The sequence below is a fragment of the Sporosarcina sp. FSL K6-5500 genome (assembly GCF_038005665.1).
Lineage (GTDB): Bacteria > Bacillota > Bacilli > Bacillales_A > Planococcaceae > Sporosarcina > Sporosarcina psychrophila.
In genome coordinates, this window is sequence record NZ_JBBOTP010000001.1 from 3,980,308 (window position 1) to 3,999,443 (window position 19,136).

Here is a 19,136-nt window from a genome sequence, read left to right on the forward strand (position 1 = left end):
TATAAACTATCTAACTTACGTTGAAGCAAAGATATGACTTAAAACAGATACATTGGGGGAATAAAAGTGAACATAAAAATTACAGAGCAGATTGCAAAAATTCAAAGTAGTAATCATTTCTCAGGTACTGTATTTGTTAAAGATGGGGAAAGGATTTTGGCAGATGTAAGCTATGGTTATGCTAATCGTTCTGAACAATTAAAAAATCAAACAACATCTCGATATGGAATAGCGTCTGGATGTAAGCTTTTCACCTCAATTGCAATTTGTCAGCTTGTAGAAGAAGGAAAACTATCTTTTGATACGACTATAGGAGAATGTCTTGATTTGGATTTTCCGTATTTAGACGAAAAGATAACCATCCACCATTTACTGACGCATACTACAGGAATGCCAGATTATTTCGATGAAGAAGTCATGGATGACTTTGAGGAACTGTGGGTCAAAAATCCGATGTATCACTTAAGACGTTTGAGCGACTTTTTGCCACTTTTTCAAAATGAGCACATGAAATCTCCGAAAGTAGGGCGGTTTCACTACAATAATGCAGGTTATATTTTGCTAGGTTTGATAGTTGAACAAGTAAGTGGACTTGTCTTTACTGACTACGTTGAAGAACGTATTTTTAAAGAAGTCGGCATGTTAGAATCAGGATACTTTGCGTTTGATGCTCTTCCGCAAGGGACTGCTTTAGGGTATATAGATAATTCAGACGGAACATGGAAAACGAATATTTATTCACTACCAGTAAAAGGCGGTTCGGATGGCGGAGCATATGTAACAGCAAAAGATATGGTTAGGCTATGGGAAGCCTTGATGAACCATCGACTTCTAAATGAGGTACTAACCAATCAGTTACTCACGGCTCATACTCAAGTCGATGAAGATAGCTTTTATGGATATGGCATATGGATTAAGAAAAATGAAAAAGGTGTATTTAAGTATCATGTAATGGGCTATGATCCTGGAGTTAGCTTTCACTCCGCTTATTTTCCCAATTCATCTCAAATAGTTGTTGTATGCTCAAACAAGTCAACAGGAGCATCTGACATTATGAATGGAATTGAAGAGGAACTGACAAGGTTCCAAGCCTTTAAATAAAGAATGACTTGAACCTTATTAAAATTGACGAAGAGGAGAGTGGGAAAGTTAGATATGGGGATTTTTTTGATTGGGGAATATCTTAAAAGTGAAAGAGTAATAATGCGAGAAATTGAGGAGAAAGATTGGGTAGATGTTCATAAATATGCATCGCAACAACTAGTGTGTCAGTACCAACCGTGGGGACCAAACTCTGAGGAGGAATCTGAAGAGTTTGTAAAAAAAGTTATTGTAGATGCAAAAAAGAAACCAAGAAGTCGATTTGTATTTGCCATAATTTTAAGGGGAAACGGAAACATGATTGGGGCAGCTGAGTTAAATATCCAAGATTATAGCAATAAAATCGGAGAAATTGGCTACATTATAAATCCAGATTTTTGGGGAATGGGATATGCAACAGAGGCAGCGAAATTGGTAATTGAATTCAGTTTTAAAAATTTTAATCTCCATCGTATTTATGCGACATGCGACCCAAGAAATGTTGCTTCATCAAAGGTGCTAGAGAAAATAGGCATGACAAAAGAAGGTAGAATACGTGAGGATTTATTACTAAAAGATGGATGGCGTGATTCCCTTTTATACAGTATTTTAGTTCATGAGTGGAGTGGAAAATAGAGTGCTAAATTTTCACCAAAAGATGATAAATAACTTTAATACCGAATCGATTTCTGTGCAAAAAAAACGAGTGAAAGTTACTACTATATATAAATATAGTTTTGACTGATAGAAGGGGAAATTATGAATAGAGAACATTATTTATATGAAGAATTTATATGTATTTCTGGATTATTAAACCAACAGTTAGACATTGTACCCGTCTTATATGGTTCATTAGGTCTTGGAAAAGTAACAAATATCGACTTTTCTCCTCAAGATATTGATATACTTGTGCCCTTAACTTATTTAGAAGAAAAATGGAAATTTCTCCAACATACCATGGAACAGCTAGGCTATAGAATGGTTAACTTACAGGAACATGAATTTATTAAAAATGATATTAAAATTGGGTTTGCTTTTACGGAAGATTTATTGGAATTTGCGGATGTAGATTATACAAGTTTAAACCTATTTGAAGATGCTGGTTCAGAATACTATTTACCTACGATTTTGGATTTCGTTAAAGTCTATAATAAATCGCTAGAAGATGGCTATAGAAGAACAAAAAATAACAATAAGGACTTGGATAAATTAGAGATTTTAAATATAATTATACAGAATACATTATAATTACAATGAATATAAGTTCTCAAAATGGCATACTCTAAATGAGGAAATAACTTACATAAAAGTAACTAGATTAAGTTTTACAATCGAAATAATTTTTGGGGCAACTCATTATTCACAAATCCCATATGTAATGCATGGTGACTCCTTTACTTGTAATAATCCACTGTAGTGTATCGCTGACGTTGTGATACAAGTATGGTTAACATGACCACGAAATACGTTTATTTATTATTTGCATTTACACACACACTTCTCTATAATCAATTCAAACCTTATATCAAACGGCAATGACGAGGAAAAGTAATGAGACGATGTTATATAGAGAGCTTCTGTTGGTGGAAATGAAGCAAACTAGTCTGATGAACATGATCTCCGAGCTTTGCACTGAAAATCCGCGGATGAGTAGGCTGCAACAAGATTTGGCACTTGTTACAAATGTCAAAGTATACTCGCAGGATTTGTAGCGACGTACTTACTAAGACAAGTGGCGTGAGCTATTTGTGAACTAAGGTGGTACCACGAGTGAAATATTAACCTCGTCCTTATCGATACGATAAGTGGCGGGGTTTTTTGTATGCCCTAAAAAGGAGGAATTGGTTTGAGCATTTTAATTGGGGGCGCGTGGCCATATGCCAATGGGTCATTGCATTTAGGTCATATCGCAGCGTTGTTACCGGGGGATATTTTAGCGAGGTATTACCGACTAAAGGGTGAATCCGTCTTATATGTGTCTGGTAGCGATTGTAATGGTACACCTATTTCGATTAGGGCCAATCAAGAAGGGCTAGCGATTCAAGATATCGCAGATCGCTATCATCAAGAATTTATAGAAAGCTTTGCGATACTGGGATTTAGTTATGATTTTTATTCCAGAACGGATAGTCAACAACATCATGAAGTTGTCCAGCGGATTTTCTTGCAGCTACTTGAGAATGGATATATTTATAAAAAAGAGATTGAACAAACCTATTGTGAGTTTGACTACCAATTTTTACCAGATCGCTATGTGGAGGGAGTTTGTCCGAACTGTGGACATCCATCTCGTGGGGATCAATGTGATAATTGTTCAACCATCCTTGATCCGCTTGATTTAATTGACCGTAAATGCAAAATTTGTGGCAATGAACCAACCACAAAGGCAACGGAACACTTCTACTTTTCATTAAGTTCATTTCAACATGAGCTAGAAGAGCAAGTTAAGAAGGTTCGGGCAAACAAAGCGTGGAGAGAAAATGCCATCCATTTATCAGAAAGATATTTGACAGAAGGTTTACATGACCGCGCTGTGTCCAGAGATTTACAAAATGGAGTTAGTGTCCCAGTACAAGGTTATGAGGATAAAAAAGTGTACGTTTGGATTGAAGCAGTATCAGGTTATTATTCGGCCAGTCAACAATGGGCGATTGACACTAATCAAAGTGATGAAGCTTTTTGGAATGAAGAGACCGTATCTTACTATGTACATGGGAAAGACAACATTCCCTTCCACTCGATTATTTGGCCATCTATTTTATCGGGTATTGGAAAGGACGCTTTTCCAACACATATCGTTTCAAACGAGTACTTAACATTAGAAAAAATGAAACTATCAACGAGCAAAAACTGGGCTGTGTGGGTTCCCGCCATTTTGGAAAGTTATGATCCTGACTCCATTCGATACTTTCTAACTGCAAATGCACCTGAAAATAGAGACGCTGATTTTTCGTGGCGTGAATTCATTTTCAGTCATAATTCTGAGCTTCTTGGTGCTTACGGTAACCTCGTAAATCGGACGTTGAAGTTTATTGACAAATCATTTGAAGGGGCTGTTTCTGGTAACCTGGATTTAGATATTGTAGAAATGACTCAATCTAGATATGGTGAGATTGGTCACTTGATTGAACAAGGTCATTTCAAACAAGCGATTGAAACGATTTTTGAAACCATTCGCTTCGGAAATAAATACTTTGATACAAAACAACCTTGGAAAGAAATCCATGAGAACAGGGAAGAGTGCAAGAATATTTTACTTACATGTGTGCATATTATTGCAAATTGTGCTCAGTTATTATCGCCATTCCTACCTTTTTCAAGTGATAAAGTAAAAGCAATGTTGAATTTAGCACCATTTACTTGGGAACCCATAGAAAAATCAATATATCAAACCTTTCAAGTAAGTCCTTTATTTGAACGAATCGATTTAAATCAGATTGAGATCGAATTAGAAAAGTTGAAATTGAATGCAATATAAGCAAAGGCTCGAGAGTATAACAATAACTAAACCGCTATTCAACGTTGTAAGTTAATAACATCGAGGGCTTTCTCCCTAGGAAGCGTTGATGGGAAAAATCAAATGCTGGATAAGGCTAAATCTTTTGTCAGAAAGTCTTCAATACTAAACTATTTCACAAAATATGAGTTGCGCTATATCCCTCAAAAAAATCATTTCATATTGAGTGGTTCCGAAATGCGAAATATTATGATAATATCTATGTATCTATGAAAGGTGGAGTTTATTATGAAAAAAACTACTATTATCTATCGATGCAACGTCTTAGGGGAAACGATCGGCGACTAATCGGGTAAATTAAATTGTTTAAAAAGACTATTTTTAAATAAAAAGGAATGCTCGATTGCTCGTTCGAATTATAGGGGGAGCATTCATGTTAAATCAGCAAGGATTTAATTTATGGGCGAATGACTATGATCAAACAGTACAAGTGTGTGAAGAAAATAATTTGTATCCGTTTGCTGGATACAAAAAAATATTGAATACTATTTTTAATGAGGTCATGCAAAAGCAGCAATCAACCATTTTAGATATAGGGTTTGGCACAGCGGCTTTAACGAGTCGACTTTATGAAAATGGGCATCGCATTGATGGTTTAGATTTTTCTACTCAGATGATTGCGGTTGCTCAGTCTAAAATGCCAATGGCAAATTTGGTGGAGTGGGATATTACCAAGGGCTTTCCTGATTCTTTTGAAGTCAATAAGTATGACTTTATTATAAGCACATATGCGCTGCATCATATTGCGGATGAAGAGAAAATCACCTTTATCAAGAGTTTGCTACCTCTACTTTCAGCGAATGGGAAAATATTCATTGGGGATATTGCATTTCATACACGTAAGGAGCTTGATATTTGTAGACATAATAGCATTGAATATTGGGATGAGGATGAGTTTTATTTAGTCTCCAATGAAATCAAATACTCGTTAAAAAACGTTTGTAAATGTGAATTTCATCGCGTATCGCATTGTGGCGGTGTATTCATGGTTACGAGGTAAATATAAAATTTATAGTCGAAATGATAAATTGAGTTGTTTCGGCAACTCATTTTTTCTGTAATTAATGAAGGTGGTTATTAACTTTGAACTCGTGTAAGAGTCAGTGGCATTTAATGGTTAGTTTCGATTTTTCTACACTATAAAATAAGGAGGTTACACTACGTGAATATTTAAAAAGCGACTTTCAATTTAAAAGTATTCTAGGCGATAAATCTATCAATAAAGTAAATTGATATGGGGGAAACATAATGAATGGACTAGCAGTATTAAAAAGATTCGGCTTTCAAACTCAAGAAGAACCGAAAAGTATTTATCCTTTCTCCCCGGTATATCGAGTTAACAGTGAAATGAATGATTTTATTGTTAAGAAAACACAGAGACCAATTGAGCGTGCACAAAGACTGATGAGGTATACGACCAACTTAAAAGAAAATGGAGTAAATGTGGTAACACCAGTTAGTTTAAGTGTGGAAAACCCTCAATCAATCGGAGAGGATACATATGTAGTTTATCCATTTATTAAGGGAGCGCAGTATTCCGGTAAAGATGACGAAATCATAGCAGCAGGCAAACTATTGGGGGAAATACACAGCCTTTCGCCCATGGAAAATACGTTTGAATTAGAAGAATATGATGTTTTTGATTTTAATGTGGACGAAGTGGCAGAGAGTGTTCAAAAGATAGAAAAATACGCTGCACGTTATGATTTTAAAATTGAAGGTATTCAACTGAAAAAGAAATTAGTAGAAGTAGTTAATCAGCAAGAAGAATTGAAAAATAGCGGTTTGCAATTTGTACTCACTCCACATGACTTCAAAGCGAATAACTTAATCTATACACCAGATCCTTATTTAATAGATCCTGATAATGCCAGTTGGATTCCACGTATTTTTGATGTAGCATTAGCCCTACTTTTATTTCATAATGAATTATCAACCGCTCCAGACAAACCATTTACGCCTGAACAATGGCAATTATTCCTGCAAGGCTATAAAAAATATAGTAGTCTTACCGATCTAGATTACGTTTATTGGGAAAAAGCAGTAGAGCATGTTTTTCTAGATGAGGTTATGTGGTTAATGGCCGATGTAGAGGATGATTGGGCTAATCCATCCCAGAGACACCTTTTTGAAGGGCTTATCAAGATCGTATACGATCCTTCAAGCTATAGTCTAAATTGTTAGGTTAAGTCTGAATTTATTATGCGTATTTCAATGTTGCGGGAATTCTCGTTTGTGGAAAAGTAATTTTGAAGGTTGCTTTCCTATTGCTACACCATTGGAATATGCAATTGTGGAGGGAAGAATGTATGAGTAGGAATGTATTTGAAGAAAACTTTGAGAAATATGCTGATCCTGAAATGTATGACCACTTATATGAAGGTTATCAGAAGGATTTGAACTTGATTTTAGAATTGGCCAAGCTAGATCATCCGATTATTGAATTAGCGTGTGGTACAGGCCGACTTACCATTCCTATGGCAAAACGTGGATTTCAAATGGTTGGTGTTGACCTGCATGAGGGTATGTTGGAACGTGCAAAGCAAAAGGCGAAAGAACAAAAGGTATCGATTGAGTTTTTACTGCAAGACTGCACGAAGTTGAATTTACCCGTCAAAAGTTCGTTAGTTTTTATGACTGGGAATTCCTTTCAACATTTCCTAACGAATGAAGTACAAGATGACTTAGTACAATCTGTCCGACAACATCTGGTAGAGGATGGAATTTTTATTTTTGACACGCGAAATCCTTTACTACATGAGTTGGCAGCTGTTGATGAATATGAGCAACAGTATAGCGATAATAATGGTAATCAAATTATCGAATTTCACCGTGAAGAATACAATTCGATGACACAGATCTTACATTGCCATACTGATCGACAAATTTATCAAGGAGAAACCTTAATTGCTAAAGAGCAAGATGGCATTTCATTACGCTATTCATTTCCACTCGAAATGGAAAGAGTGCTTAAAGAGAATGGGTTTGAAATCTTGCAGGTATATGGTGATTGGGATAAAAATGAGCTCAATGTGAAAAGTACTTCTATGGTGTATGTGTGTAAAGTTAGAAAATGAAAGGAGCCCAATTCTAAGATACATCGAAATCCGGCTCCTCTCTAGTATTAAATCGGCGCAGCTTTTATTGTATTTTGCTAATAATTTGAACCTTTTGTCATACTGATCGTCTAACTAATGGAAGTAATTTGCAACCCATTGACAAAGGGGGGATATGTACTATGAAGCAAAGGAAATATGTTGTTATTTTAATGTTTTTGCTTGTATGTGTAAGTTTACTCGTTATGAATCCTTTTAAAGAAGATATATGGGATTCTAATTTCAAATTACTTAAAAATGAAATTTCATCAAAAAATGCAACTAATAAAAAGGTGAATTTGACCACATTTACCCCATTTGAATGGGATAAAGTTTATTCATTCGATCCATATCTTTCAATAGAAAAGATATATGAAATAATAGGATATAAGTGGGATAATATCAGTGAAACAGTCAGTGAGGGCATGAATCAAATCGTTTTCATGAAAGACGGAAAAGTGGTTTGTTATCTATATGGTTATCCTGAGAGTAATAAGTTTGGGATATTCTTTGAAGGTACAAATTCTGTAGACAACGTGAAACTTTATATTCAGAAGATAACGAAGTTTTTGATGTGACGAAAAATGGAGATATTGTTTATTTAAAACACAGTAAATAGGATTCATTGTACTAGTGGAGAATTATGCATTTTTATTAAGGGGAGAACTTGATGCAGCAATTACCAGTTGTTGTACAGACCATTCTAAAGGACTACATCGCCTTGTTTCATGAGCGTTTACCAAACACACTCGAAGGATTTTATATCCAAGGATCAATTGCACTGAATGCCTATGTGAATGATTCAAGTGATATTGATTTTATTGCAATAATAAATCGCCGTTTGTCAGGAGAAGAAGTGGAAGTATTAGCCGAAATTCATAGTATTATTGCCAGTAACTATCAAAAACCAGAAATGGATGGAGTCTATGTTCTTTGGGAGGATATTGGTAAACTAGAAGCTGATGATAATATTTATCCTTTCTATAACGATGGTGAATTGAGTTATGGTGCTTATTTTAACTCTATCACTTGGTGGATACTGAAAACGAATGGAATTAGCATTTTAGGTCCAGAACCAACTGCGCTAAGATTTGAAGTTGATCCACAGCTCTTAGTTTCTTATGTACATGAAAATATGAATACGTATTGGGCACAACGGATCCAAAGAATTGAGAGTTCATTGGGACAGTTACTTCATCTATCAGCTGAAGAGATTGATTTTGAAATTGAATGGTCGATTCTCGGATTGTTACGCCAATATTATACCTTAAAAGAACATAACGTACTATCAAAACTTGGTGCTGGCGAGTATGGATTGCTGCATCTACCAGAGGAATGGCATCAGATAATTAAGGAAGCAATAAATGTTCGTAAAGGTGCTGGGATCGAGTTTTTCACTTCTGATGAGCAGAGAATTGAAATGGCTTTAAGATTTTCGAAGTATATCATTAGTTACTGCAACAGCAGCTTAATCCAAAAACGTATAGTATGATTTAATGTCAATTTTCTCACTTTTCAACTTACTGCTACTGAAGGGGATTTTTATGGCTTACAAAATTGTGTTTTTCGATGTTGATGGAACAATTACGCACCATGAAGATGGGAGTATTTCAATTAATACTAAAGAAGCAGTCAAAGCATTAGTGAACAAAGGAATAAGGGTAGTAGCGGCAACAGGAAGACCATTATCTATGTGCGAAGAAATAAAAGCACTAGGAATAGATACGTTCATCACTGCGAATGGAGCGTATGTCAAACACAATCACCAGGTTATTCATAAAGTGCCGATGGATAAAAATGTGATTCAAGATGTCGTTGAATTTTCCTACACAGAGAATCAAGGTCTTTCATTCTTCACTGAAGATTTTAGCATGAATGGTGTAAAAGATACTGAAATAGTAAAAGCGTTGAAGGAAACTCTATCATTGAATAACTATCCTACAATAAATAAACTGATTAATAATCAAGAGGTTTACTTAATGTGTTTGTATGCAACTGACGAAATGGTTGAGAAATATATTCAAAATTTTCCGTATCTAACATTTAAGAGATGGCATCCTTATGTATTGAATGTACTACAAGAAGAAGTATCTAAATCATTAGCCATTATAAAAGTTTTAAAGTATTTCGACATTGATAAATCAGAGGCTATTGCGTTTGGTGATGGAGAGAATGACATAGACATGTTGGAATTAGTAGGACTTGGTATAGCTATGGGGAATGGGAATGAAAAAATAAAAACAATTGCAGATTTCGTAACTAAAAAGTCAAGTGAAGACGGAATTGAGTTCGCGTTGAAAAAGTTTGGAGTGATTTAATTGATAAATATGTTTCAGTATAATTGGCAAATCAGAGAAGACTGGTTTAAGTGGTGTGAAACCATTCCATACGAAGAACTCACTAAAAAACGTATGGGGGGTATGCAGAGCATAATACATAATCTATTTCATGTAATTGACTGCGAACAAATATGGGTTAATCAAATGCAAGGTACATCTGTAATCATTAAAGATATAAATAGAATATCAAGTCTTAATGATGTTAAGTCATTTTCTAATCTAACCAAACCAGCAACAGAGAGCTTCATAAAATCACATACGTCTGAATCTGAAGATAGAACTTTGGTAGTAAAGAGTAGAAATGGTACTACTAATTCATTCTCGTTTGATAAAATAATTACACATATACTATCACATGAAATTCATCATATTGGACAATTATCTGTTTGGTCTAGAGAAATAGGATTGAAACCTGTATCGTCTGATTTACTATTTAGAGATTTAATTTAGTTAACAATTAAATTCAACAAACTGTTTAAAAAAACGATTCCACCATGTTGAAATGGGGAATCGTTTTTTCGTGTGCGCCCTGCATGGGCGAATACTCGGTGGTGAAAGTCCACTACAGGCTTGGCAGTAGGAACTGTTAGCGAAAGACAAGGTGGCTATCGTGAGGTAGTGGCTGAAGGAAGTCGGACGCAAACTCCTGAACTGACGAACAGAAACTAGATAGAAGGCTGAATTAGGTCGGATAAGGTTGCATGACAAACCGAAGTCCAATACTGCCCGAAACCTATACAGTAAATCTAGCAGTTACATGGGAGGAAAGTATTCGCTCTTACCGGGGGAGGTCTTACGAGGGCACAGTGCAAGTTAAATGATAACGAACCAGTGCAATCTCTGTGGTGACATGAAGATGAATCGTAAGAAGTCAGCAGAGGTCATAGTAGTGTTCACTGACAGGACATGAAGGACTGAACAATAATAATTTTGAGGATACAAGGAGGTGTGGAAATTGCGAAAACCGCAGAAAATAGGGAAACCTAGCTACCGTCAGAGAGATAATGTGGAACATGAAGGGTATGACGGAGTGCATAGTAATTTCCATGGTGAACTGAACAATCAAAATGGTGTACATCTGTTTGAGAAAATCCTCTCAAGGAATAATCTCAATCAAGCTTACCTACAAGTTGTCAGAAATAAGGGAGCCGCAGGCTCAGATGGTATAACCTATGACCAGCTACTCCCATACTTGAAGGAGCACAGGGAAGAATTACTAGTGAAATTACATAACGGAACTTACCGCCCGCAACCCGTGTTGCGGGTTGAAATTCCTAAACCAGACGGTGGTGTAAGAAAACTAGGAATTCCAACTGTAATCGACCGGATGATTCAACAAGCAATCAATCAAGTCTTACAACCCATTTTTGACCCTACGTTCTCCGATAATAGCTTTGGGTTTCGTCCAAAGCGTAGTGCACATCAAGCTATCACCCTAGCGAAGTCGTACTACGAACAAGGATACAAATATGTTGTAGATATGGATATGAAAGCTTATTTTGACACAGTAAACCACGATAAACTTATGCACTATATTGAGGAAAAGGTTCAAGATAAGCGTGTTTTACGTCTTATCCGCCAATATCTCAAAAGCGGTATTATGGTAAACGGTTTATTTCAAGCATCCGAAGAAGGAACCCCGCAAGGGGGGAACTTATCGCCGCTATTAAGTAATATTTACTTGAATGAATTCGATAAACTCCTCACAACACGTGGGCACAAATTCGTCCGTTATGCGGATGACTGCAATATTTACGTCAAAAGTAGACGGGCAGGTTATCGAGTGATGGAGAGTTCAACCAACTTCCTTGAAGGCGAACTAAAATTAACCGTAAATCGTGAGAAAAGTGCGGTAGGAAGTCCACTGAAACGAAAGTTTCTAGGGTTCTGCCTATTGGCAACTAAAAACGGCGTCAAAATTCGACCACATCAAAAGGCGAAATCTACTGTGAAGCAAAAGTTGAAGAAAATAACAAAGCGGAACAGAGGGAGAAGCATTGAAGTTCTATTCAAGCAAATCAAGCAGCTAATGACGGGGTGGATAAACTACTACGGTATTGGTGAAATGAAAAGCTTTATGAATGAATTAAACGGTTGGTTGAAACGACGAATCAGGCAATACATTTGGAAACAGTGGAAAAACCCACGAACGAAATGTAAAAATCTAATTCAACTAGGTACCGAAGAGCGAAAAGCCTTTGAATGGTCAAATACCCGAAAGGGTTACTGGAGGATTTCTTCCAGTTATATCCTTCATAGGTCTTTAACAGATAGAAAACTGGCACAACTCGGATATATGGATATATCCGTGAAGTACCAGTTTGTACACTCAAATTATTGAACCGCCGTATACGGATCCGTATGTACGGTGGTGTGAGAGGGACGAACGAATCAAATTTCTGATTCGTTCACTCTACTCGATTTAGTGAGTAACATAACTCGATCTATCAATATTTTTTATTAAGCATATGAATGCAGCCCAGCAATTACAAGGTTCACGAAGACTTGATTGAAAATAATTATTCCAAAACCAATGACTGCCATCCAAGCAGTTCTTTCTCCTTCCCATCCTTTCCCTACCCTTAAATGTAGCATTGTGGCATAAAATAAGAAGGTGATTAAAGCCCAAATTTCTTTCGGGTCCCACCCCCAGAAACGGCTCCAAGCAAATTGGGCCCAAATCATAGCGAATATCAGTCCACCAAGTGTGAACAAAGGAAAACCAATGATGACTGCTCGGTAAGTAATTTCATCCATAGAGTTCGCATTTACTTTATGAGTAAGTGGTTTGAGTAGAGAAATGATTTTTCGCTTCGTGAAAAGACGAATTACTGTGTAGAGCACAGTCCCTACAAGGAATGACCATATTATTGTATTCAATTTTAATGCATCAATCGAGTTTGGAATCTCTATAATACCGTTTTTTTGATCGACAGTCTCATAAGAATTCGCATCCACTGATTGGGCAACTACTGAGTTTTTAGGAACGGTAATGGCTGGTAATTTATAGTTATAAACGTCCACCTCAGATTTATGATTTTCGAATTGAAGATTTTTAGTATAACCGACTGCATTAAATGTGCTAGTCATTAGAATGAAGCCCAATACAACTACCATAAAATACATGACGAGCTCCAAACAGAATGTATTCTTGCTTTTTTCAGTTGGATTAACTATTTTTAAAAGGTAGATAATACCTGTAACAAAAGATATGGACAATACCGCACTAGAAAAGGCTACTGTTAGTACGTGTATTGTTAACCAATTACTTTGCAAAGCGGGAATAAGGGGCGTTATATCTTTCGAAAATGCATTTGCATAGCCCAGAATTAGCAGTGCTATCGGAAGAGCAAAGAGTCCAATTACACTTTGGCGATATAAATAATACATAATCAGGAAACTTCCAACGAGCATAATGCCAAAGAAAGTCATGAATTCATAAAGGTTGCTGACTGGTGCATGTCCGGCAACAGACCATCTAGTTATAAAATAAACAATCTGTAAAATGAAACCTACCCAAGTCAGTGTTATTCCAAGTATTGAAAATATCTTTCTTTTCGACCTAACTGCTAGTCCTAAAGGAATAATTGCTAGTAAGTAGATAAAAAAGGATATATAAAGTGCTGTACTGCTTAAACTGATTAATGAACTTGTAGACAAGATGGAACGCCTCCTCTTACATGTTTTTAAGATCTCTTTAAACTACAACCTGAGTAGAATGACTGATGTTTATGCATAAGTCTGATTTTCAATACCGATAGTAACCTCCAACTCACTGTTAATATTGTTTATCTGATTTACTCAGATAAACCAATTTAATCCAGTGTAGCATTCGCAAATTCGAAATGGAGGAAGAGTTCCGACAATTTCATGACTTGAAGTCATCGTATGAATTAGGTTTTACCATTCGAGATGTATTATTGTTAATTTCGGCCCGAAAACCGGCTGATTATGTAGGTTCCTTGATTGCTAGATAGTCGACTTATCATATTTTAAACAACCGTATGATTTCATCGCCCCAATACAGTTTTAGAGCTATTCTATATAACGGTTGAAAAACAAGATATTGTATTAGAAGACTAATAGTAAGCCTTTTCGAAATAATGAGGGATGGACTTTTTATTCTTTGATTTACATACTGCATGGGGGTATGGTAAATTGAAAACATTAATAAAACAGGAGGTGTTCAAAATGAGGGGTCTAATGCAAGTACAAGAGATGTCTTGCACTAGTTGTGTCAATTCAATTGAGGGTGGAGTTGGCAAACTTATCGGTGTGTCTTCTGTCAAAGTCGATGTATGTGGTGATGAGGCTGTGGTGGAGTTTGATAATGCTCAAAGAACTGAAGAAGGCTATAACGTCATCTAATTTCAACATAAGTAAATCAACAGTTGCAGCCTTCATGTACGGGTAGAAAGTAGTTTAGGGGATTATGCCTTTAGGTATAATCATTCTTTTTAAATAAATTATACCCCCATTATGTATATGGGTAATCTACATAATTATAGCCAAACATAAATGAGTAGCTCGACAGTTATACTGGAGAACGACTAAAAGATAAGGAGTGATTTATCATGCATGATCACGACCACGGACATCATCACAGTCACGCTAGAGAAGGAAATAAAAAAGGACTTGCGATAGCATTTATAATTACTGCCGGGATTATGTTGTTAGAGTTTTTTGGAGGTTTGCTGACGAACAGTTTGGCTTTACTGGCCGATTCGGGGCATATGTTGAGCGACGCGGGGTCATTGGCGCTAAGTTTAGTGGCAATTTGGTTTGCTGCGCGTGCGGCTTCACCTAAAAAAACATACGGTTATTATCGATTTGAGATTTTAGCGGCATTATTTAACGGGGGAACGTTGTTTGTCATCGCAGGAATGATTGTTTATCATGCGTATGGACGTTTCTTTGAGCCACAGATTGTTGCGAGTGGTTCGATGATTATCATTGCGTTCATTGGGTTAGCGGCCAATCTACTTAGTGCTTGGTTTTTAATTAGCAAAGGCGATGTGAAGGATAATGTGAATTTACGCAGTGCCTATCTGCATGTCCTTGGTGATGCACTTGGTTCTGTCGGAGCGATTATTGCCGGGATTGTTATGTACTTCTTTGACTGGTATGTTGCAGACCCAATTATCAGTGTTGTCGTGGCATTGTTAATCCTAAAAGGTGCATGGGGGATTATTAAACAGACGATTCATATTCTAATGGAAGGGACACCGATTACAATTAATCAGCAAGAGGTCAAGCAGACATTAGAAGCGATCGAAGGAGTTATCAATGTACATGATTTGCATGTATGGACAATTACATCCGGATTGGATTCACTTACTTGCCACCTGCTAATAGAGGATAATCAAGATGAACAGCGCATACTTCAACAAGCGATTCAACAAATCGAGAAGCAGTTTAAAATCATGCATACAACGATTCAAATTGAAAAGTCTGATTTGCAACATGCAACACCTATCGTGTAACTAAAGAGATGAAGGAGGATTTAGTTTAGAGAAAATGGTTAAACTAGCAGGGAATGGTGGAATCGCATTTGGATCAATATTAAATGCCAAGCAACTAGCAGTCATGGCAGATTATATTGGTGAAGGCGATGAACTGGAGTTGACGACGTCACAGCAACTGTACATTGAGGTAGTGGAAAGAAAAGTTGCAGGGATGACGGATCGATTTAAGGCAGCCGAAAAATATAGTGAACATGGCAAAAGAAGGGAACCTTTTTTCAAATTCGTGCATTATTTTGAGGAAAATAACTTAAAAAGCGAACTCGTTGACCCACACCAAGTAAAATGCTAATATAGGGGTACGGGGTATGCGCACCTGCTTAAGGAGGCAAAATCATGGAGGAATCAACCAAAACAACAGTCCAACCAAATAAACAACAGCTTCTTAACCGGTTAAAACGTGTAGAAGGACAAGTAAGAGGCGTTCATCAAATGGTCGAGAATGATCGCTATTGTGTCGATATTTTGCATCAGATTAGCGCGATTCAATCAGCCATGAACAAGGTTTCTTTAGCCTTGTTAGAAGATCATACACATCACTGTGTAGTCAATGCCATTAAAGGTCAGAATGGTGATGCGGCTATTAAAGAATTGATGGACGTTATGAAAACAATGACGAAGTAAAAATACTCCTCGCTTGACATACCTAACAGGGGTATAGTAAGTTTAGGGTAATAACAAAAACAGGAGGTTTTTAATTTGAAAGAAACGTTAAAAGTAGAAGGCATGTCATGTAATCATTGTGTTAATTCAATCGAAACGAGCGTTGGGGAACTTACGGGTGTTTCAACAGTCAAAGTAGATCTTGGCAATAATGAAGTATCAGTAGAATTTGACAATGCAACTACATTTGCGCAAATCAAGGAAACGATTGAAGAGCAAGGCTACGAACTCGTTTAACGAATAGACTGTCAGCTTACACCACGTGGGGGTATATAGTAGTAGAAACGATTATACTTTTTGGTATGATCCTTCTTTTTGAAATAAATATACCCCTACCGAGTATTGGAGGAGAGACAAATGGCTACGTCTGAAAAAACGTTACAAATTACTGGAATGACTTGTGCAGCATGTGCGAATCGCATTGAAAAAGGGCTCTCAAAAATAGAGGGTGTTGAGAAAGCAAACGTTAACTTTGCATTGGAAAGTTCAACAATCGTCTACGATCCAGCTAAAACAAATGTCAATGAGTTTAAGGCGAGAGTTGAAAAACTTGGATTTAACGTCGTTCAAGAAAAAGTAGCTTTTGACATTTCAGGTATGACTTGTGCGGCATGTGCGACGAAAATCGAAAAACGTATTGGCAAGATGGATGGTGTTTCCAACGCAAGTGTTAACTTTGCGCTAGAAACAATTGCAGTCGAATATGATAGTAAACAAGTTGAAACAACAGAGATGATTACGGCCGTTAAGAAAATGGGCTATGGTTTAATTCCAAAACAAGATAGCAAAGACAAAATGGATCACAAGGAACAAGAAATCAAAAAGCAAGAGAAAAAGTTCATTGTTTCACTAATTTTAACGATTCCATTACTATGGACAATGGTGGCGCATTTTGAGTTTTTATCATTTATTTATATGCCCCATATTTTAATGAATCCGTGGCTTCAGCTTGCATTTGCGACGCCTGTTCAATTTATCATTGGCGCTCAATTTTATAAAGGTGCTTTTAATTCACTACGGAATAAAAGTGCCAACATGGACGTATTGGTTGCTCTGGGTACGAGTGCGGCATACTTCTATAGCCTTTATTTATCGATTGAATGGATGAATAATGGCAAAGTTGGAAGTCCCGAGCTATATTTTGAAGCGTCCGCTGTCATCATTACATTAATAGTACTTGGTAAATTATTTGAAGTTCGTGCAAAAGGTAAAACGAGTCAGGCGATTCAAAAGTTGCTAGGTTTACAAGCTAAAACAGCGAGAGTCCTAAGAGGTAGCGTTGAAATGGAACTGCCGATTGAAGAAGTTATCGTGGGAGACACAATTCTTGTGAAGCCAGGTGAAAGGATTCCGGTGGATGGCGAAATTATTGAAGGACGTTCAGCCATCGATGAATCGATGATTACAGGTGAAAGTATCCCAGTTGATAAAGTTGCAGGTGATAAAGTCATTGGTGCGACAATCAATAAGAATGGTTCATTGCAAATCACAGCAACAAAAGTTGGAAAAGATACAGCATTGGCACAAATTGTAAAAGTAGTGGAAGAAGCACAAGGTTCGAAAGCTGAAATCCAACGTTTAGCAGACAAAATTTCAGGTATCTTTGTACCGGTTGTTGTCGTTATTGCAGTTGCAACGTTCCTAATCTGTTTTTTCATTGTAACACCAGGCGATTTCCGTTCGGCATTGATACCAACAATCTCGATTCTAGTTATTGCTTGTCCATGTGCGTTAGGTTTGGCAACGCCGACATCGATTATGGCAGGGTCAGGTAGGGCAGCTGAAATGGGCTTACTCTTTAAAGGCGGAGAACATTTGGAAAATACCCGTTCAATTGACACTGTCGTGTTGGATAAAACAGGTACAGTGACAAAAGGTCAACCTGCGTTAACAGATATTACAGTGACAGCAGGCTTTACAGAAGATGAAGTGCTGCAATTAGTTGCAACAGCTGAAAATCAGTCCGAGCATCCTTTAGCACAAGCCATTGTTTTAGGCGTCAAAGAAAAAGGGTTATCACTACTTGACGTGTCTGATTTTGAAGCATTACCGGGCTATGGTATCCGGGCAAATGTTAGTGGTAAAGAAGTATTAGTCGGTACTAGAAAATTGATGAACGACTATAAAATCGCTATTTCAGACTCGAATGCTGCTATGGAAAAGTTTGAAAGTGAAGGGAAAACAGCGATGCTGATTGCTGTGAATCATAAACTTGCAGGTATTGTGGCAGTCGCGGATACAGTGAAGGAAACATCGAAAGAAGCCATTGCTAGAATGCAGGCATTGGGTCTTGAAGTAATCATGCTGACAGGCGATAACCAACGAACTGCGGAAGCAATAGCTCGTCAAGTTGGGCTATCTCATGTCATTGCAGAAGTGTTACCAGAACAAAAAAGTGATGAAATTAAAAAATTGCAAGACCAAGGTAAGAAAGTTGCGATGGTTGGGGACGGTATCAATGATGCGCCAGCACTTGCGATGGCGAATATCGGAATGGCTGTCGGAACAGGTACAGACATTGCGATAGAGGCAGCAGATATTACACTGATGCGTGGAGACCTTAATAGTGTAGCTGATGCGATTATTATGAGTCGCAAAACGATGCGCAATATTAAGCAAAACCTATTCTTTGCATTCTTCTACAACACAATCGGAATTCCTATTGCGGCAATTGGTTTATTAGCCCCTTGGGTTGCGGGGGCAGCGATGGCATTCAGTTCGGTGTCCGTTGTATTGAATGCATTGCGCTTGCAAAAAGTGAAATTGTAAAAGGAATGAAGCCATGCGGAAATTCTGCATGGCTTTTTTTAGTGTAGAGGGGGATTTAAGTGTAAAAATAGGTAACTGAAATTGTACACTAGACCTATGTGTTCAGATTGCCAAGATGCAAAATCTTATCTAGCTAAGCAAAAAAAGGATG

19 protein-coding genes and 1 other annotated feature are annotated in these 19,136 nt (G+C 37.1%); of the genes, 18 read left to right on the top strand and 1 reads right to left on the bottom strand.

Annotated features, from left to right (window positions below):
* Window positions 1-66 precede the first annotated feature (66 nt).
* From MKX62_RS18945 to ltrA, 12 genes are all read left to right on the top strand, one after another.
* Window positions 67-1,101 (top strand): serine hydrolase domain-containing protein, encoded by a 1,035-nt coding sequence (locus MKX62_RS18945; protein ID WP_067209149.1) that lies wholly within the window; start codon window positions 67-69, stop codon window positions 1,099-1,101.
* 54 nt (window positions 1,102-1,155) lie between these two features.
* Window positions 1,156-1,716 (top strand): GNAT family N-acetyltransferase, encoded by a 561-nt coding sequence (locus MKX62_RS18950; protein WP_340742606.1) that lies wholly within the window; start codon window positions 1,156-1,158, stop codon window positions 1,714-1,716.
* Window positions 1,717-1,839: 123 nt separating this feature from the next.
* Window positions 1,840-2,328 carry a hypothetical protein gene (locus tag MKX62_RS18955; RefSeq protein WP_067209151.1) on the top strand — a complete coding sequence of 163 codons (489 nt, stop codon included), beginning with the start codon at window positions 1,840-1,842 and terminating at the stop codon, window positions 2,326-2,328.
* Between the two features lie 278 nt (window positions 2,329-2,606).
* Window positions 2,607-2,875 (top strand) — a binding site (T-box leader).
* A 51-nt stretch (window positions 2,876-2,926) separates the two neighbouring features.
* Window positions 2,927-4,558: a methionine--tRNA ligase gene (gene metG, locus MKX62_RS18960; RefSeq protein WP_340742084.1), complete on the top strand. Its 1,632-nt coding sequence runs from the start codon at window positions 2,927-2,929 to the stop codon at window positions 4,556-4,558.
* A gap of 412 nt (window positions 4,559-4,970) precedes the next feature.
* Window positions 4,971-5,597, top strand: a complete 627-nt coding sequence (locus MKX62_RS18965; RefSeq protein ID WP_340742085.1) for a class I SAM-dependent methyltransferase — start codon at window positions 4,971-4,973, stop codon at window positions 5,595-5,597.
* Between the two features lie 248 nt (window positions 5,598-5,845).
* On the top strand, window positions 5,846-6,781 hold the full coding sequence (locus tag MKX62_RS18970; RefSeq protein WP_340742086.1) for an aminoglycoside phosphotransferase family protein: 936 nt from the start codon (window positions 5,846-5,848) through the stop codon (window positions 6,779-6,781).
* Window positions 6,782-6,906: 125 nt separating this feature from the next.
* Complete coding sequence (locus MKX62_RS18975) at window positions 6,907-7,674, top strand: class I SAM-dependent DNA methyltransferase (protein ID WP_340742087.1); 768 nt, start codon at window positions 6,907-6,909, stop codon at window positions 7,672-7,674.
* A 161-nt stretch (window positions 7,675-7,835) separates the two neighbouring features.
* Complete coding sequence (locus MKX62_RS18980; protein WP_340742088.1) at window positions 7,836-8,270, top strand: hypothetical protein; 435 nt, start codon at window positions 7,836-7,838, stop codon at window positions 8,268-8,270.
* A gap of 92 nt (window positions 8,271-8,362) precedes the next feature.
* Window positions 8,363-9,184 (top strand): aminoglycoside adenylyltransferase domain-containing protein, encoded by an 822-nt coding sequence (locus tag MKX62_RS18985; RefSeq protein WP_067209169.1) that lies wholly within the window; start codon window positions 8,363-8,365, stop codon window positions 9,182-9,184.
* Between the two features lie 52 nt (window positions 9,185-9,236).
* Window positions 9,237-10,010 (top strand): Cof-type HAD-IIB family hydrolase, encoded by a 774-nt coding sequence (locus MKX62_RS18990; RefSeq protein ID WP_340742089.1) that lies wholly within the window; start codon window positions 9,237-9,239, stop codon window positions 10,008-10,010.
* Window positions 10,011-10,019: 9 nt separating this feature from the next.
* Window positions 10,020-10,481, top strand: coding sequence for a DinB family protein (locus MKX62_RS18995; protein ID WP_338656851.1), 462 nt, complete (start codon window positions 10,020-10,022; stop codon window positions 10,479-10,481).
* Between the two features lie 505 nt (window positions 10,482-10,986).
* Window positions 10,987-12,372 carry a group II intron reverse transcriptase/maturase gene (gene ltrA, locus MKX62_RS19000; RefSeq protein ID WP_338652480.1) on the top strand — a complete coding sequence of 462 codons (1,386 nt, stop codon included), beginning with the start codon at window positions 10,987-10,989 and terminating at the stop codon, window positions 12,370-12,372.
* Between the two features lie 119 nt (window positions 12,373-12,491).
* Here ltrA and ccsB read toward each other — a convergent pair whose 3' ends face one another.
* Window positions 12,492-13,691 (bottom strand): c-type cytochrome biogenesis protein CcsB, encoded by a 1,200-nt coding sequence (ccsB, locus tag MKX62_RS19005; RefSeq protein ID WP_340742090.1) that lies wholly within the window; start codon window positions 13,689-13,691, stop codon window positions 12,492-12,494.
* A gap of 531 nt (window positions 13,692-14,222) precedes the next feature.
* Between ccsB and MKX62_RS19010 the strand changes: the two genes are divergently transcribed.
* The 6 genes from MKX62_RS19010 to MKX62_RS19035 all read left to right on the top strand — a co-directional run bounded on the left by MKX62_RS19010 (window position 14,223) and on the right by MKX62_RS19035 (window position 18,985).
* Entirely contained in the window at window positions 14,223-14,399 is a 177-nt protein-coding gene (locus tag MKX62_RS19010; RefSeq protein WP_340742091.1) for a cation transporter, read from the top strand.
* 206 nt (window positions 14,400-14,605) lie between these two features.
* Window positions 14,606-15,514 (top strand): cation diffusion facilitator family transporter, encoded by a 909-nt coding sequence (locus MKX62_RS19015; RefSeq protein WP_340742092.1) that lies wholly within the window; start codon window positions 14,606-14,608, stop codon window positions 15,512-15,514.
* Between the two features lie 34 nt (window positions 15,515-15,548).
* The gene (locus MKX62_RS19020; RefSeq protein WP_340742093.1) at window positions 15,549-15,845 is read left to right on the top strand and encodes a hypothetical protein; all 297 of its coding nucleotides are present in this window, start codon (window positions 15,549-15,551) and stop codon (window positions 15,843-15,845) included.
* Window positions 15,846-15,889: 44 nt separating this feature from the next.
* Window positions 15,890-16,177, top strand: a complete 288-nt coding sequence (locus MKX62_RS19025) for a metal-sensitive transcriptional regulator (protein ID WP_067209184.1) — start codon at window positions 15,890-15,892, stop codon at window positions 16,175-16,177.
* 75 nt (window positions 16,178-16,252) lie between these two features.
* Window positions 16,253-16,453 (top strand): copper chaperone CopZ, encoded by a 201-nt coding sequence (copZ, locus tag MKX62_RS19030; protein ID WP_082786566.1) that lies wholly within the window; start codon window positions 16,253-16,255, stop codon window positions 16,451-16,453.
* Between the two features lie 120 nt (window positions 16,454-16,573).
* A complete protein-coding gene (locus MKX62_RS19035) occupies window positions 16,574-18,985 on the top strand; it encodes a heavy metal translocating P-type ATPase (RefSeq protein WP_340742094.1) in 2,412 nt (803 codons plus the stop codon).
* Window positions 18,986-19,136: the final 151 nt, after the last annotated feature.

Excerpts from the sequence above, each read along its gene's own strand:
- MKX62_RS18950 (WP_340742606.1), top strand. The coding sequence starts at position 1,156 with ATGGGGATTTTTTTGATTGGGGAATATCTTAAAAGTGAAAGAGTAATA.
- MKX62_RS18955 (WP_067209151.1), top strand. The coding sequence starts at position 1,840 with ATGAATAGAGAACATTATTTATATGAAGAATTTATATGTATTTCTGGA.
- MKX62_RS18965 (WP_340742085.1), top strand. The coding sequence starts at position 4,971 with ATGTTAAATCAGCAAGGATTTAATTTATGGGCGAATGACTATGATCAA.
- MKX62_RS18970 (WP_340742086.1), top strand. The coding sequence starts at position 5,846 with ATGAATGGACTAGCAGTATTAAAAAGATTCGGCTTTCAAACTCAAGAA.
- MKX62_RS18975 (WP_340742087.1), top strand. The coding sequence starts at position 6,907 with ATGAGTAGGAATGTATTTGAAGAAAACTTTGAGAAATATGCTGATCCT.
- MKX62_RS18980 (WP_340742088.1), top strand. The coding sequence starts at position 7,836 with ATGAAGCAAAGGAAATATGTTGTTATTTTAATGTTTTTGCTTGTATGT.
- MKX62_RS18985 (WP_067209169.1), top strand. The coding sequence starts at position 8,363 with ATGCAGCAATTACCAGTTGTTGTACAGACCATTCTAAAGGACTACATC.
- MKX62_RS18990 (WP_340742089.1), top strand. The coding sequence starts at position 9,237 with ATGGCTTACAAAATTGTGTTTTTCGATGTTGATGGAACAATTACGCAC.
- MKX62_RS18995 (WP_338656851.1), top strand. The coding sequence starts at position 10,020 with ATGTTTCAGTATAATTGGCAAATCAGAGAAGACTGGTTTAAGTGGTGT.
- MKX62_RS19010 (WP_340742091.1), top strand. The coding sequence starts at position 14,223 with ATGAGGGGTCTAATGCAAGTACAAGAGATGTCTTGCACTAGTTGTGTC.
- MKX62_RS19015 (WP_340742092.1), top strand. The coding sequence starts at position 14,606 with ATGCATGATCACGACCACGGACATCATCACAGTCACGCTAGAGAAGGA.
- MKX62_RS19020 (WP_340742093.1), top strand. The coding sequence starts at position 15,549 with ATGGTTAAACTAGCAGGGAATGGTGGAATCGCATTTGGATCAATATTA.
- MKX62_RS19025 (WP_067209184.1), top strand. The coding sequence starts at position 15,890 with ATGGAGGAATCAACCAAAACAACAGTCCAACCAAATAAACAACAGCTT.
- MKX62_RS19035 (WP_340742094.1), top strand. The coding sequence starts at position 16,574 with ATGGCTACGTCTGAAAAAACGTTACAAATTACTGGAATGACTTGTGCA.